Annotated in this window: 14 protein-coding genes; 12 read left to right on the top strand and 2 right to left on the bottom strand. The window is 71.5% G+C overall.

The genetic code is table 11. The features are described 5' to 3' along the window. The first annotated feature begins 8 nt into the window (after positions 1-8). Together ABT324_RS18520 and ABT324_RS18515 are read left to right on the top strand one after the other, a co-directional pair. Positions 9-362: a MerR family transcriptional regulator gene (locus ABT324_RS18520; RefSeq protein WP_351178588.1), complete on the top strand. Its 354-nt coding sequence runs from the start codon at positions 9-11 to the stop codon at positions 360-362. 104 nt (positions 363-466) lie between these two features. Beyond that, a complete protein-coding gene (locus ABT324_RS18515; protein ID WP_351178585.1) occupies positions 467-1900 on the top strand; it encodes an aldehyde dehydrogenase family protein in 1434 nt (477 codons plus the stop codon). 198 nt (positions 1901-2098) lie between these two features. Here the strand turns inward: ABT324_RS18515 and ABT324_RS18510 are convergent, their stop codons facing one another. Both ABT324_RS18510 and ABT324_RS18505 read right to left on the bottom strand, forming a co-directional pair. Continuing rightward, positions 2099-2383 carry a DUF2631 domain-containing protein gene (locus ABT324_RS18510; protein ID WP_351178582.1) on the bottom strand — a complete coding sequence of 95 codons (285 nt, stop codon included), beginning with the start codon at positions 2381-2383 and terminating at the stop codon, positions 2099-2101. A gap of 186 nt (positions 2384-2569) precedes the next feature. Then, a complete protein-coding gene (locus tag ABT324_RS18505) occupies positions 2570-2842 on the bottom strand; it encodes a GlsB/YeaQ/YmgE family stress response membrane protein (RefSeq protein WP_351178579.1) in 273 nt (90 codons plus the stop codon). A gap of 97 nt (positions 2843-2939) precedes the next feature. On the opposite strand from ABT324_RS18505, the gene dxr reads away from it, so the two are divergent. The 10 genes from dxr (at position 2940) to ABT324_RS18455 (ending at position 13987) form a co-directional block, all read left to right on the top strand. Further along, positions 2940-4187, top strand: a complete 1248-nt coding sequence (dxr, locus tag ABT324_RS18500; RefSeq protein ID WP_351178576.1) for a 1-deoxy-D-xylulose-5-phosphate reductoisomerase — start codon at positions 2940-2942, stop codon at positions 4185-4187. Between the two features lie 3 nt (positions 4188-4190). Then, positions 4191-5474, top strand: a complete 1284-nt coding sequence (locus ABT324_RS18495) for a M50 family metallopeptidase (RefSeq protein ID WP_351178573.1) — start codon at positions 4191-4193, stop codon at positions 5472-5474. Between the two features lie 294 nt (positions 5475-5768). After that, a complete protein-coding gene (ispG, locus tag ABT324_RS18490; protein WP_351178570.1) occupies positions 5769-6917 on the top strand; it encodes a flavodoxin-dependent (E)-4-hydroxy-3-methylbut-2-enyl-diphosphate synthase in 1149 nt (382 codons plus the stop codon). Between the two features lie 183 nt (positions 6918-7100). Next, a complete protein-coding gene (locus ABT324_RS18485; protein WP_351178567.1) occupies positions 7101-7937 on the top strand; it encodes a GNAT family N-acetyltransferase in 837 nt (278 codons plus the stop codon). Positions 7938-8305: 368 nt separating this feature from the next. After that, on the top strand, positions 8306-10093 hold the full coding sequence (locus tag ABT324_RS18480) for a penicillin-binding transpeptidase domain-containing protein (protein WP_351178564.1): 1788 nt from the start codon (positions 8306-8308) through the stop codon (positions 10091-10093). 56 nt (positions 10094-10149) lie between these two features. Next, positions 10150-10422, top strand: coding sequence for a type II toxin-antitoxin system Phd/YefM family antitoxin (locus tag ABT324_RS18475; protein WP_351178561.1), 273 nt, complete (start codon positions 10150-10152; stop codon positions 10420-10422). Beyond that, positions 10419-10814, top strand: coding sequence for a PIN domain-containing protein (locus ABT324_RS18470; RefSeq protein WP_351178558.1), 396 nt, complete (start codon positions 10419-10421; stop codon positions 10812-10814). Before ABT324_RS18475 ends, ABT324_RS18470 begins: the two co-directional genes overlap by 4 nt. Before the next feature lie 140 nt (positions 10815-10954). Beyond that, the gene (map, locus tag ABT324_RS18465; RefSeq protein ID WP_351178555.1) at positions 10955-11812 is read left to right on the top strand and encodes a type I methionyl aminopeptidase; all 858 of its coding nucleotides are present in this window, start codon (positions 10955-10957) and stop codon (positions 11810-11812) included. Between the two features lie 49 nt (positions 11813-11861). Then, positions 11862-12413, top strand: coding sequence for a hypothetical protein (locus ABT324_RS18460; protein WP_351178552.1), 552 nt, complete (start codon positions 11862-11864; stop codon positions 12411-12413). Between the two features lie 53 nt (positions 12414-12466). Next, complete coding sequence (locus ABT324_RS18455; RefSeq protein ID WP_351178549.1) at positions 12467-13987, top strand: cobyric acid synthase; 1521 nt, start codon at positions 12467-12469, stop codon at positions 13985-13987. Positions 13988-14005: the final 18 nt, after the last annotated feature.

The following is a 14005-nucleotide window of genomic DNA, read 5'->3' as shown; positions in this document are numbered from 1 at the left end:
TCGGTGAAGTGGCCCGCCAGCTCGGGGTCGAGACCCACGTGCTGCGCCACTGGGAGGACGTCGGCGCCCTCGTGGTGCGCCGCGACAGCAAGGGCTACCGGGTGTACGACGACGAAGCGCTGGAGCAGGCGCGCACCGTGCTCAAGCTGCGGCGGGTCGGGCTGTCCCTGCCCGAGATCACCGCGGCCACGGTCCCGGTGAAGGAGACCGCGCAGGCGGTGGTCAAGGCGAAGATCGCCGAGCTCGAGCGCGAGGTGGCCAGCAGGCAGGCGGCCATCACCTTCCTCCAGCACACCGCCGAGTGCCGCCACCGCTATCTCGACGACTGCCCGGACTGCGCGGCGTTCGCCCGCGAGCCGTGACGGTTTGGACAGCACCGGCGGCGCCGGTGTACGGATTGGCAGTGCTCGGTGATCGGCGGCGGTCGTAGCGTCTGGGCAGGATCGGATACGACAGGAGGCAGCCGATGTCATCGGTCATCGGGAACTGGGTCGCGGGCGAGCGGGTCACCAGCGACGCCACGTTCGAGGTGCGGCACCCCTACGACGGCACGTCGGTCGCCACCACGTGCTACGCCACCGACGCCGACGTGGAGCGCGCGGTGGCCGCCGCCGACGCCGTGCGCCGCGAGTTCGCCACCGCGCCCGCGCACGTGCGCGCGGCCGCGCTCGACCACGTGACCCGGCGGCTCGAGGAGCGGGCCGAGGAGATCGCGCAGCTGATCACCGCCGAGAACGGCAAACCGATCAGCTGGGCCCGCGGCGAGGTCGCCCGCGCTGTCTCCACCTTCCGGTGGGGCGCGGAGGAGGCCCGCCGGTTCTCCGGCGACCTGCAGCGGCTGGACACCGATCCCGGCGGCACCGGCCGGATGGCGCTGGTCCGCCGCGTCCCGCGCGGACCCGTGCTCGGCATCGCCCCGTTCAACTTCCCGCTCAACCTGGTCGCGCACAAGGTCGCCCCGGCGCTGGCGGTCGGCGCGCCGATCGTGCTCAAGCCCGCGCCGAAGACGCCGCTGTCCGCGCTGGTGCTGGGTGAGGTCCTGGCCGAGACCGAGCTGCCCGCCGGTTCCTGGTCGGTGCTGACCACCAGCAACGACAAGGCCGCCGAGCTGGTCGCCGACCCGCGGCTGCCGGTGGTCTCCTTCACCGGGTCCGGCCCGGTCGGCTGGGGCATCCGCGACGCCGCGCCGCGCAAGCACGTGACCCTCGAGCTCGGCGGCAACGCCGCGGTGGTCGTCGACCCCACCTGGCCGGACCTGGACTTCGCCGCGGACCGGATCGCGACCTTCGCGATGTACCAGGCGGGGCAGTCCTGCATCTCGGTGCAGCGCGTCTACGCCCACCGCGACGTCTACGACGAGCTGGCCGCCCGCGTGGTGAAGGCGGTCGAGGCGCAGGTCACCGGGGACCCGAAGGACCCGGCGACCAAGGTCGGCCCGATGATCAACGAGGACGCCGCCGAGCGCCTGGAGGCGTGGGTCGGCGAGGCCGTCGAGGCGGGCGCCGAGGTGCTCACCGGCGGCACCCGCGAGGGGGCCACCTTCGCCCCGACCGTGCTCGCCGGGGTCCCGGAGGACGCCAAGGTCTCCTGCGAGGAGGTCTTCGGCCCGCTGCTGGTTCTGGCGCCGGTGGACTCGGTGGACGAGGCGTTCGAGCGGGTCAACGCCTCCCGCTACGGCCTGCAGGCCGGGGTGTTCACCCGCGACCTGCAGCTGGCCTTCCGCGCCGCGGCGGAGCTGGAGGTCGGCGGGGTGGTCATCGGCGACGTGCCGAGCTTCCGGGCCGACCAGATGCCCTACGGCGGGGTCAAGGAGTCCGGCGTGGGCCGCGAGGGCGTGCACGCAGCGATGCTCGACCTGACCCAGGAGCACGTCACGGTCCTCACCGGCATCACCGTCTGAGGTCTGGTCGTGAGTGCGTAACAGTGTTCGAACACTGTTACGCACTCACGACCCACGTTTGGTGTCGTGAGTGCGAGGGCGCGGTTGTCGTGCACTCACGACACCTGCAACACGGGGCGCGGGGCACGGGGGGTTCAGCCCGAACGCAAGAACGCCGCCTCCGGGGGAACCCGGGGGCGGCGTTCTCGTGCTCTGGGGTCAGCGGCGCCAGGCGGTCTTCTTGCGGCGCAGGTCGATCAGCAGGCCGATGACCAGCACGGCCGCGATGATGACCAGCCAGACGTCCTCGATCTTGAACTGGCCGCCGCCGCTGAGGATGCCCTGGTGGTTGCCGACCAGCATGATCAGGCACGCGAAGACGGAGAACCAACCCGCGACCTGCGTCGCCTTCGGGAAACCGCCGTGCCAGCCCCACTCGACCGACGGTTCATCGGCCGGGTCGATGGCCTGGCTGGGCTTCTTCTCCAGCTCGGTGCTCGCCACGTTCCCCTCCTGGTACCACGTCCGGCCGCGCGGGCCGGATGATGATGCTCGAAGCGCGAACCACCGACCGGCGATCCACACGCCCCATCCTCGCACACCCCATCGACGCGGTGGCGTCCGCCCGTCTCGGCGCGAGCAGCGAAAAGGGTGCCGCGGAAGCGTCTTCCGCGGCACCCCGGCGCGCGGTCAACCGCGCGTGACCGACTTGCGGCCGACGATCGCCCGGTAGATGCCCAGCACGATCAGCGACCCGACGATCGCCAGGATCCAGGTGCTCAGCGACCAGAACCGGTCGATGCCCACCCCGAAGATCCAGTTGCCGATCAGGCCGCCGACGAAGGCGCCGACGACCCCCAGCAGCATCGTGACGAGAATCCCACCGGGGTCCTTGCCAGGCATGATCAGCTTGGCCAGCGCGCCCACGATGAGCCCGAGAACGATCCATCCGATGATTCCCATGGCCGACCTCCTCCGTGCAACGTCCTATGGCCGAATCGTGACCCCGGATGGTGATTTGTGCACCGCGAGCGACCTACCCTCACCTGCTTCAGGGACAATGGCGGCGATGCACGCCGATACCCCGAAACAGAGCGCTCCCGGCGCCCGCACCGTCCTGGTGCTCGGCTCGACCGGATCCATCGGCACCCAGGCGCTGGACGTGATGCGGCAGAACCCGGACCGCTTCCGGGTCGCCGGGCTTGCCGCGGGCGGCAGCGACCCGCAGGCGCTGGCCGCGCAGGCGCTGGAGTTCCAGGTCCCGGTCGTCGCGGTCGCCAAGGGCTCCGCCGCCGAAGACGTCCAGCTCGCCCTGCGCGCCGAGGCCCAGCGACGCGGCTACGCCGCCGGTGAGTTCCCGCTGCCCAGGCTGCTGGTCGGGCCGGACGCGGTGACCGAGCTCATCGAGGCGGCCCCCGCCGACGTGGTGCTCAACGGCGTCGACGGCTCCCGCGGCCTCAAGCCCACCCTGGCCGCGCTGGCCACCGGTGCCCAGCTGGCGCTGGCGAACAAGGAATCGCTGATCGCGGGCGGTTCGCTGGTGCTGGACAAGGCCGCGCCCGGGCAGATCGTGCCGGTCGACTCCGAGCACTCGGCGCTCGCGCAGTGCCTGCTCGGCGGGCGCTCCGAGGAGGTCGAGAAGCTGGTGTTGACCGCCTCCGGCGGGCCGTTCCGCGGCCGCAAGCGCGACGAGCTGGTCGACGTCACGGTGCAGCAGGCGCTGGCCCACCCGACCTGGTCGATGGGCAACGTGGTCACCATCAACTCGGCGACCCTGGTGAACAAGGGCCTGGAGCTGATCGAGGCGCACCTGCTGTTCGGCATCGACTACGACCGAATCGAGGTGGCGGTGCACCCGCAGTCCATCGTGCACTCGATGGTCACCTACCTGGACGGCTCCACGATCGCCCAGGCCAGCCCGCCGAACATGCGGATCCCGATCGCGATGAGCCTGGAGTGGCCGCGCCGGGTCCCCGGGGCCGCCCCGGCGCTGGACTTCTCCCAGGCGCAGGAGTGGACCTTCGAACCGGTCGACGACGAGGCGTTCCCGGCCATCGAGCTGGCGCGCGCGGCCGGGTCCGCCGGTGGCTGCCTGCCCGCTATCTACAACGCGGCCAACGAGGAGGCGCTGGCGGCTTTCGTGGACGGTCGGTTCGGCTTCACCGGGATCGTGCAGACTGTGGATGACGTGCTCGCCGAGGCCGACCAGTGGCGGTTCGCACCGGCGAGCTTGGACGAGGTCTTCGCGGCCGAGGACTGGGCGCGGACCAGGGCGAACGAGCTGGTGGCCACGGGGAAGGCGGAATAGCGGATGCTGGTCGTCATTGGCATCTTGATCTTCTTCTTCGGGCTGCTGTTCTCCATCGCGTGGCACGAGCTGGGCCACCTGGCGGCGGCGAAGCTGTTCGGGATCAAGGTCACCCAGTACATGGTCGGCTTCGGCCGCACCGTCTGGTCGCGCAAGAAGGGCGAGACCGAGTACGGCGTCAAGCTGATCCCCTTCGGCGGCTACATCCGGATGATCGGCATGTTCCCGCCGAAGAAAGACGAGAAGTACGGGCGCACCCGCTCCTCCTCCCCGTTCCGGGCGATGGTCGAGGACGCCCGGCAGATGTCCGCCGAGGAGATCACCCCCGAGGACGAGCACCGGCAGTTCTACCAGCGCAGCCCGTGGAAGCGGGTCGTCGTGATGATGGCCGGGCCGGTGATGAACCTCATCCTGGCGGTCGGCATCTTCGCCGCGATCCTGATGGGCCACGGCCTCTACACCCCGACCACCACGGTCGCTGCGGTCAGCGAGTGCGTGCTGCCCGCCGACGCGCCGAACAAGGAGGTCTGCCCGCCCGGTGCGAAGCAGACCCCGGCGGCGGAAGCGGGGTTCCAGGCCGGCGACCGGATCGTGGAGTTCGGCGGCCGGACCTACGCCACCTGGGCTGAGCTGCAGCTGGCCATCCGCCAGTCGACCGGGCCGGTGCCGGTGGTCGTCGAGCGCGCCGGGCAGCGGATCACGCTGACCCCGGACCTGATGCAGAACCAGATGCCGAAGCTGGACTCGCCCAGCGAGTACGAGACGGTCGGCTTCCTCGGGCTGAGCCCGACGCAGGTGCTGGTCAAGCAGGACATCGGTGGTGTGGTGAACACCATCGGCGGGTTCGTCAGCCTCACCGCGCAGAAGGTCATCGAGCTGCCGCAGCGGGTGCCGGACCTGGTCTCGGCGATCTTCGGCGGCGAACGGCACCAGGACTCGCCGGTGGGCATCGTCGGCGCCAGCCGCCTCGGCGGCGAGGTGCTGTCCTCGGACGAGATCACCGTGGACGGCCGGATCATGCTGATGTTCAACCTACTGGCCGGGGTCAACCTCTCGCTGTTCGTGTTCAACATGCTGCCGCTGCTGCCGCTGGACGGCGGCCACATCGCCGGTGCGCTGTGGGAGTCGATCCGGCGCGGCTTCGCCAAGCTGGTCCGGCGGCCGGACCCGGGCCCGTTCGACACGGCCCGGCTGATGCCGCTGGCCTACGCGATCAGCCTGGTGTTCATCGCGTACTCGCTGCTGGTCCTGGTCGCGGACGTGGTGAACCCGGTCACGCTGTTCTGAGCGCCGGGTCCGCGTTGGTCCAGGCGGGTTGGGCCCACCTGGACCCGGTCGGGTGACGGCTTGCGGTGGGGCAGAAGCGCGGTCGGCGGCGCCGACGGCGGGGACCGGTGCGACCGCGAACGGGTGGTGGGCACCGGGTGGATCTGAGCTGAACGCGATCTCGACGGCCGGTGGTGATCACCCAACGTGATCCGTCCTACCACCGTGACGTCCGGCCGGATGAAGCCTCGCCGGTATCGTGGTGCGGGGCGGTGGCAGCCGCCGAAGAACACCAGAAGAGGTGGAGAGGATTCGATGACCGTCGATCTGGGCATGCCCGCGGCTCCCGCTCCGGTGCTCGCGGAACGGCGCAAGACCCGGCAGTTGCAGGTCGGGGCGGTCGGAGTGGGCAGCGAGTCGCCCATCTCCGTGCAGAGCATGACCACGACCGTCACCGCGGACATCAACAGCACGCTGCAGCAGATCGCCGAGCTCACCGCCGCCGGTTGCGACATCGTCCGGGTGGCCTGCCCCAGCGCCGACGACGCCGAGGCGCTGCCCGCGATCGCGCAGAAGTCCAAGATCCCGGTCATCGCCGACATCCACTTCCAGCCGAAGTACGTGTTCGCGGCGATCGAGGCCGGGTGCGCGGCGGTGCGGGTCAACCCGGGCAACATCAAGAAGTTCGACGACAAGGTCAAGGAGATCGCGCAGGCCGCCAAGGACCACGGCACGCCGATCCGGATCGGCGTCAACGCCGGTTCGCTGGACCCGCGGCTGATGCAGAAGCACGGCAAGGCCACCCCGGAGGCGCTGGCCGAGTCGGCGCTGTGGGAGGCGAGCCTGTTCGCCGAGCACGACTTCCACGACCTGAAGATCTCGGTCAAGCACAACGACCCGGTCGTGATGGTGCGCGCCTACGAGATCCTGGCCGAGCAGTGCGACTACCCGCTGCACCTCGGTGTCACCGAGGCCGGTCCGGCCTTCCAGGGCACCATCAAGTCGGCGGTCGCCTTCGGCGCGCTGCTGCGGCAGGGCATCGGCGACACCATCCGGGTCTCGCTGTCCGCGCCGCCGGTTGAGGAGATCAAGGTCGGCGCGCAGATCCTGCAGTCGCTGAACCTGCGCCCGCGCAGGCTGGAGATCGTCTCCTGCCCGTCCTGCGGCCGCGCCCAGGTCGACGTCTACAAGCTCGCCGACGAGGTGACCGCCGGGCTGGAGGGCATGGAGGTGCCGCTGCGCGTCGCGGTGATGGGCTGCGTCGTCAATGGGCCGGGGGAGGCCCGCGAGGCGGACCTGGGGGTGGCCTCCGGCAACGGCAAGGGGCAGATCTTCGTCAAGGGCGAGGTCATCAAGACCGTGCCCGAGCACAAGATCGTCGAGACGTTGATCGAGGAGGCCATGCGCATCGCCGAGGACATGGAGCCCACCGGCGGTGACGCGCCCGTCGTGACGGTCGGTTGAGCCCGCGGCATCGGCCGTCCCCGGTTCGGGGTCGGCCGATCGGCTGCGTCCCGGGCCCGGGCGATCGGGCCTCGGGCGGCCCCTCCCGCTGGACTACTCCGAATGGGTGAGCGCAGGCTCTCCGGGTGTGGTGCGTCCCGGACAGGGGAGTTGCGCGGCAGGCGTTTCTGGCAGTCTTGGCAGGTGCTCAAGCTCGCCGGTGCACGGCTGTTGGAGGAGCGGGACGCGATGCTGGTCCGCTCCGTGCTGGATTCCGCTCCGGTCGCGACCTGCATGGTCGCCGCGCGCGTCGAGGAGGCGGGCATCCACCCGCTGCGCCTCGGCGGTGAGCTGTGGGGCTACGGCAGCAAGCTGTCCGGGATGTGCTTCTCCGGGGCGAACCTGATCCCGCTGCGCGGCGGGCTGGACGCGATGCGCGCCTTCGCCGACCGCGCGCTGCGCCGCCGCCGGGTGTGCTCCTCGCTGGTCGGCCCGACCGAGCAGGTGCTGGCGCTGTGGGACGAGGTCGCCGCGGAGTGGGGACCGGCTCGGGAGGTCCGCGCCGAGCAGCCGCTCATGGTGCTGGCGGAGCCACCGCACATCGCGCCGGACCCGCTGGTGCGCCAGGTCCGCCCGGACGAGCTGGAGCGCTACCTGCCCGCGGCGATCGCCATGTTCACCGAGGAGGTGGGCGTGGACCCGCGCAGCGACGGTGGCGCGGCCAGCTACCGGGCCCGGGTGGCCGACCTGATCGCCAGCGGCCGGGCGTTCGCCCGCTTCGAGGGCGGCGAGGTGGTGTTCAAGGCCGAGATCGGCGCGATGTCGCGCTCCGTCGGGCAGATCCAGGGTGTCTGGGTGCACCCGGACCGCCGCAGCACCGGCCTGGGCACCGCGGGCACCGCCGCGGTCGCCGACCGCCTGGTGAGCGGCCTCGGCCGCACGGCGAGCCTGTACGTCAACGACTACAACACCGCCGCCCGGCTGGCCTACCGCAAGGTCGGCTTCCGCCGCGTCGGCTCCTTCGCCACCGTCCTCCTCTGAGCTGCCCCACGCGATTCCAACGGAACTCGCGAGGCACTCCACCCCGCAGCCCGACGTGCGATGGCACGTCGGCACTCCGCGATCTCATCGGAACTCGGGTACCTGATCTCCGTTGAGGTGCTCTCAGCGGAGTCGTCCCGACGAGCCACCGGCGTGTCGGGCGCACGACACACCGGTGCGTGCAGTTTCAATTGAAACTGCGGATCACCCGGTGACTCGCCTGGGAGATCACCTCGACGGGAGTTGCGGGGTCAGGGCCCCGGTTCGGTGGGGTGTGCCGGTGGTCCGGGGGTCGTGGGGATCCTGGGTTGTGGGTGGGGTGGGGACGGCGGGTGGATCTTCGCGCTGGTTTCGGCATACTCGCGGACATGGTTTCCACGCGGATCTTCGCCGGACTCGCGGCCCTGCTGCTGGTGCCCCTCGCGTCCTGCAGCACCGGGCCGTCCGAGGAGGACGTCGCGACGTCCTTCCTGACCGCCGTCGCGGCCGGGGACGTGGCAGGCGCGGCGGCGCAGACCGACAACCCCGAGCAGGCCCGGCAGGCGGTGGAGGCGGCGCGCAGCGCCCTGTCCCCGGAAGCCGTGCACGCCACGGTCCGGGAGGTCGCCGAGGACCCGCAGGGCACGCCGACCGCGAAGTTCGACGTGTCCTGGGACTTCGGGGCGGGCCGGGTCTGGAACTACCCCGGTGAGCTCACCCTCGCCGAGGGCGAGCAGGGCTGGAAGGTCCACTGGGCACCGAGCGTGCTGCACCCGCAGCTCCAGGCCGGGCAGAACCTGGCGTTCCGCGAGCAGCGACCCGACCCGGCGCCGGTGCTCGACCGCGACGGCGTCGAGGTGATGCGTCCCGAGCAGCTGGTCACGGTCAGCCTGAACCCGCAGGAAGCCGGTGACGTGCCGAAGGTGGCGGGCGAGCTCGCGGGCGCGCTGGGCGCCATCGAACCGGCGATCACCCAGCAGTCCATCTTGGACGGTGTCGGCCGCACGCCGCAGGGCCAGCCCTACGCGGTGGTCACCCTCCGGCAGGCCGACTACGAGCGGGTCAAGGGGCAGATCTACGACCTGCCCGGCGTGCGCTTCCCGGCGCAGACCCGGCTGGTGGCCGCCGAGCGCGGCTACGGCTCGCAGGTGCTGGCCGGGGTGGCCCGCGAGGCGGACGAGCAGGTCGCGGCCAACGCTGGGTGGCGGGTCGTGGTGGTGGACGCGGCGGGCAACGAGGCGGCCGAGCTGCACCGCGTCGCCGAGCGGCCGGTGGAGCCGGTGACCGTGACCCTCGGCGACCGCACCCAGCGGGCCGCCGAGCAGGCGGTGGACCAGGTCCCGCAGGCGTCGATGCTGGTGGCCATGCAGCCCTCCACCGGCGAGTTGCTCGCGGTCGCGCAGAACACCGCGGCCGACTCGCAGGGGCCGGTGGCGCTGTCCGGCCAGTACCCGCCCGGTTCGACGTTCAAGGCGGTGACCGCGACGGCCGGGCTGGAAGCGGGCAGGGTCGACGTCGGCACCCAGGTGGACTGCCCGGCGAAGAAGACCTTCGACGGCCGGGTGCTGCCCAACGACAAGGAGTTCGAGCTCGGCCAGGTGCCGCTGCGCACGGCGTTCGCCAAGTCCTGCAACACCACGTTCGCGCAGCTGGCGGTCGACCTGCCCGCTCCGGCGCTGACCGACGCCGCGCACCAGCTCGGGCTCGGCGTGGACTTCGAGATGCCGGGCGCGACGACGATCACCGGCAAGGTGCCACCGGCCGACACCGTGGTGCAGCGGGCGGAGAACGGCATCGGCCAGGGCACCGTGCTGGCCAGCCCGTTCGGCATGGCGCTGGTGACCGCGTCGATCGCGAACGGGCAGATGCCGGTGCCCTCGCTGATCCGGGGCGCGGAGACCAAGGCCGACGCCACCCCGCAACCGCCGTCGCCGCAGTCCCTGGACCAGCTCCGGCAGATGATGCGCGAGGTGGTCACCGAGGGCACCGCGACCGGGTTGGCCGGGTCGGGGGAGGTCCGCGGCAAGACCGGGACCGCCCAGTTCGGCGACGGCACCCACTCGCACGGCTGGTTCGTCGGCTACCGCGACGACGTCGCGTTCGCGGTGCTGGTCACCGACGCGGGCTCGTCGGGTCCGGCGGTCGACGCGGCGCGGCGGTTCCTGTCCGCGAGCTGATCGCGTCACGTGATCGGGTGATCGCGTCGGGTGATCGTTGTGCTACTTTGTAGCTCATGGAGCGGATCGGTGTGCGCGAGCTGCGGCAGAACGCGAGCCGGTACCTGAAGCGGGTCGCCGCGGGTGAGTCGATCCTGGTGACCGACCGAGGTCGCACCGTCGCGGTGCTGGTTCCGCCCACGCGTGACCAAGCCCTGTACGACGAGCTCGTCGCGGCCGGGGAGCTGGTGCCCGGTGACGGCGGCGAGCTGCCCGACCCGTTGCCCGCAGCGCCCACCCCGAGCGTGTCCGACCGGCTGCTGCGCAGGCGTGAACAGGAGCGGTTTTGATCTACTTCGATTCCTCCGCGCTGATCAAGCTGATCGCCCCGGAGCCGGAGAGCAAGGCGCTGAGCCAGTGGGTCCGCGAGCGCTGGGAGCACCCCAGGGTCACCAGCGCGCTGTCCAAGGTCGACGTGCTGCGGACGTTCCGCGAGGTCGGGCCGCACGCCGTGGACCTGGCCGCGATCATCATCTCCAAGATCGACCACCTGCCGGTCAAGCAGGACGTGCTGGACGCCGCCAGCGAGCTGCAGGCCAAGGTGGGGCCGGTGGACGCCGTCCACCTGGCCTCGGCCTGCAAGATCAAGGACGGCCTGGTGGCCTACCTCTCCTACGACCCGGCCCTGCTGGCCGCGGCGGAGGAAGCGGGCCTGGCCACCGCCTCGCCCGGCGCGAACTGACCGGTCCGCCCCGGGGCACGCGCCTCGCCGACGTCTGAGGTCCCGCCGAGCAACCCGCCTCCGCCGGACGAGTTGGGAAATCGCCCCGACGGCCGTCACCACCCGGAGTGCGGGTCGGGGGCGTGGTTAGAGTGGGGGGCATGCCGGTTCGAGCTCCGTTGCAGCCAGGCGTGCAGACACCGCGCCGCCCAGTCCCCGCGCACATCGAGCGTCCCGAGTACGTCGACAAGCCGGCTCCCCAGCGCGGCACCGACCCCGACGTGCAGCCGCCCGAGGTCATCGAGGCGATGCGGGTCGCGGGCAAGCTCGCCGCGCAGGCGTTGGTCGAGGCGGGCAAGGCGGTGCAGCCCGGGGCGACCACCGACCACGTCGACGCCGTCGTGCACGAGTTCTTCTGCGACCACGGCGTGTACCCGTCGACGCTCGGCTACCGGGGCTTCCCGAAGTCCTCCTGCACCTCGCTGAACGAGGTGATCTGCCACGGCATCCCGGACTCGACGGTCATCGAGGACGGCGACATCGTCAACGTCGACGTGACCGGCTTCGTCGGCGGTGTGCACGGTGACACCAACGCGACGTTCCTGGCCGGTGAGGTCTCCGAGGAGGTGCGGCTGCTGGTCGAGCGCACCCACGAGGCGATGATGCGCGGCATCAAGGCCGCCAAGCCGGGCCGCCAGCTCAACGTGATCGGCCGCGTCATCGAGTCCTACGCCAAGCGCTTCGGCTACGGCGTGGTCCGCGACTTCACCGGGCACGGCATCGGCCGCTCGTTCCACAGCGGACTGGTGATCCTGCACTACGACGAGCCGTCGGTGCAGACGGTCCTGGAACCGGGCATGACCTTCACCATCGAGCCGATGATCACCCTCGGCACCCACGAATACGACATGTGGGACGACGGCTGGACGGTCACCACCAAGGACAAGAGCTGGACGGCCCAGTTCGAGCACACGATCCTGATCACCGAGGACGGCAACGAGATCCTCACCCTGCCGTGAGGCGCAGCGGTTCCCGGCGGGCGGGCCCGGACACCTAGGCTCGGTGCCCGTGCACAGCCAGACATGGGCGCCGAGTCGTTCCGCGAAGGTCGTTCGGTACCGCTACGGCTGGGGATTCCTGGCCGGTGCGCTGTTCTTGTGCGCCTTCGACGGGTTGTTCGTGTACTACGCCCTCGAGCCCGAGGCGGCGGCGGAAGGGCACCACCCGGTGGTCGGCTGGGTCTTCGCCGCGATCTTCGCGCCGTTCGCCCTGATCATGCTGCTCGGCGGGCTGTTCATGCTGTCCAGGGGACACCAGGTCAGGGTGGACGAGCGCGGTCTGTGGTTGCGCAGCGGTGGCGACACCGACCTCGTCGCGTGGAGTGAGCTGCGCGCGGTGCGCGGCCAGGAGCCGAGGCCGAAGGCGCAGGACGATCCGAACTCGGAGGCGCTACCGGCCGCGCTGGTGTTCCACCCGGCCGACCGCGCGTTCGGGGTGCGGCACGCGGTGCTGCTGAAGAGCCCGAACCCGCCGGAGGCGCAGCTGGAACTGCCGGGGAAGGCCACCGTGCAGCGGCTCGTCCGGGTGATGTCGGAGGTCCGGCCTGACCTGGTGCGCTAGCTCCCCGCCGTGCGGGCAGCGGCTCCACGCGGGCGGTGGGGTAGGAAGATCCCGTGAATGCGTTGCTGGTGGCCGGAACCACGTCGGATGCGGGCAAGAGCGTCGTCACCGCCGGGATCTGCCGGTGGTTGGCCCGCAGCGGGGCGCGGGTCGCTCCGTTCAAGGCCCAGAACATGTCCAACAACTCCGTCGTCACGCCCGACGGCGGGGAGATCGGGCGGGCTCAAGCCGTGCAGGCCGCCGCGTGCGGGCTCGAGCCCTCGGTGCGGTTCAACCCGGTGCTGCTCAAGCCGGGCAGTGACCGCAGCTCGCAGGTCGTGGTGCTCGGGCGGGTCTCCGGTGAGGTGACCGCGATGTCCTACCGGGCCCGCAAGGCCGCCCTGCTGAACACCGTGGTGTCCACACTGGACGAGTTGCGGGCCGAGCACGACCACGTCATCTGCGAGGGCGCCGGGTCACCCGCCGAGATCAACCTGCGGGCCAACGACATCGCCAACATGGGACTGGCGCAGGCCGCCGGGTTGCCCACGCTGGTGGTCGGCGACATCGACCGCGGCGGGGTGTTCGCGCAGCTCTTCGGCACCCTCGCGCTGCTGGATCCGGCGGACCAGGCGCTGGTCGCCGGGTTCGTGATCAACAAGTTCCGGGGCGACCCGGCGCTGCTGGACCCCGGGCTGGACCAGCTGCGGGAGCTGACCGGGCGTCCGGTGCACGGCGTGCTGCCGTGGGCCGAGGAGCTGTGGTTGGACGCCGAGGACTCGCTGTCCTACGCCGCGGACGGCGTCGTCGGGCGGCCCGCACCGCCCCGGGGCGACCAGTGGTTGCGGGTCGCGGTGCCGCGACTCCCGCGGATCTCCAACGCCACGGACGTCGAAGCGCTGGCTGCGGAGCCAGGTGTGGCGGTGCGGTTCGTCACCGAGCCCTCCCGGCTGTCCGACGCCGACCTGGTGGTGCTGCCCGGGTCCAAGTCGACCGCGGCGGACCTGGACTGGTTGCGCCGCAGCGGGCTGGCCGAGGCGGTCCTCGCGCACGCCCGCGCGGGGCTGCCGGTGGCCGGGATCTGCGGTGGTTTCCAGATGCTGACCCGTCGCATCCACGACGAGGTGGAATCCGGTGCGGGCGCGGTCGACGGGCTCGGGCTGCTAAACCTGGAGGTCGAGTTCGCGGCCCGCAAGACCCTGGCGCGGCCCCGCGGTCGCGCGTTCGGTGAGCTGGTCACCGGCTACGAGATCCACCACGGGCTGCCGGTTCGCCGCGGCGAGCTCGAACCGCTGGTCACCACCGACGACGGCCAGCCCGAGGGCGGCATCGCCGACTGCGTGCTGGGCACGCACTGGCACGGCCTGTTCGAGAACGACGCCTTCCGGCGGTCCTTCCTGCGCTGGGCGGCCCGGCGGGCCGGGCGGGACGGCTTCGAACCGGCGGGGGACACAGTGTTCGCCGACATCCGCGCCGGGCAGCTCGACCTGCTCGGCGACCTGGTGGCCAAGCACCTGGACACCGACGCCCTGCGGCGGCTGCTAGACGGCGGGGCCCCGGCCGGTCTCCCCACGCTGCGCCGCGGCCTCGGCTGAGATCTCGGCAGGTGCGGG

The organism is Saccharopolyspora sp. NPDC000359 (assembly GCF_040300525.1).
Lineage (GTDB): Bacteria > Actinomycetota > Actinomycetes > Mycobacteriales > Pseudonocardiaceae > Saccharopolyspora.
The sequence above is the reverse complement of the archived record's forward strand: the minus strand, read 5'-3'. Positions and strand labels throughout refer to the sequence as shown.